This is a genomic window from Bacillus badius NBRC 15713, from assembly GCF_001591605.1.
Lineage (GTDB): Bacteria > Bacillota > Bacilli > Bacillales > Domibacillaceae > Pseudobacillus > Pseudobacillus badius.
On record NZ_BCVF01000113.1, the window covers coordinates 1 to 581 of the forward strand.

The window sequence follows — 581 nt, forward strand, 5'->3', positions numbered from 1 at the left end:
ATCTATTAAACTGTTATATTTTTCATGCAATACGGATTAATGAAAATCAACAGCTCCATTATCTGCTGCCATTTCAAAAGCTTCTTGCCATCTTTTGTATTGTCCAAACCACCATTCACCATCGTCTAATGTCTTTGAGAATTCCTGTGCTTTTTCCTTGTTTTTCTCAAAGTCCTTCGCTAACTTTTTAGAAACAACAGGACCAATTACGCCTTCATTATCGGCAAAATTTATTAGTTCTCGAAAATCCTCACCTTCTGCAAATAATTCAAGCTTTGCTCTCCACCAATTGTAACCGCTATAGCTTCCTGCCCGAAAACCGAAAGCTTCTTCCCATGTATAAACCTTTTGCGGATCAACACCTTCCCCTTGTCCTGGGAAATGTTCTTCTGACCACTCCATGCTTCCTCCTGGTTTCCATTGTGTATCCCACTCTACTAAATCACCGTATTCATCGAATTTAGGCTCCTCAACAACTTTTAATTTTCTGTAAGCAGTGATATCTAAACCCATTTTTATCATCCTTATCTTTTTTGTTTTTTGTTTCACATATCAAATAACATCCTGGCCAGACATCCGAA

At 37.9% G+C, this 581-nt stretch carries 1 protein-coding gene; it reads right to left on the bottom strand.

What is annotated here, in order from left to right:
* Window positions 1-36: 36 nt before the first annotated feature.
* The gene (locus BBA02S_RS19985; protein ID WP_156141532.1) at window positions 37-549 is read right to left on the bottom strand and encodes a hypothetical protein; all 513 of its coding nucleotides are present in this window, start codon (window positions 547-549) and stop codon (window positions 37-39) included.
* Between the last annotated feature and the right edge of the window lie 32 nt (window positions 550-581).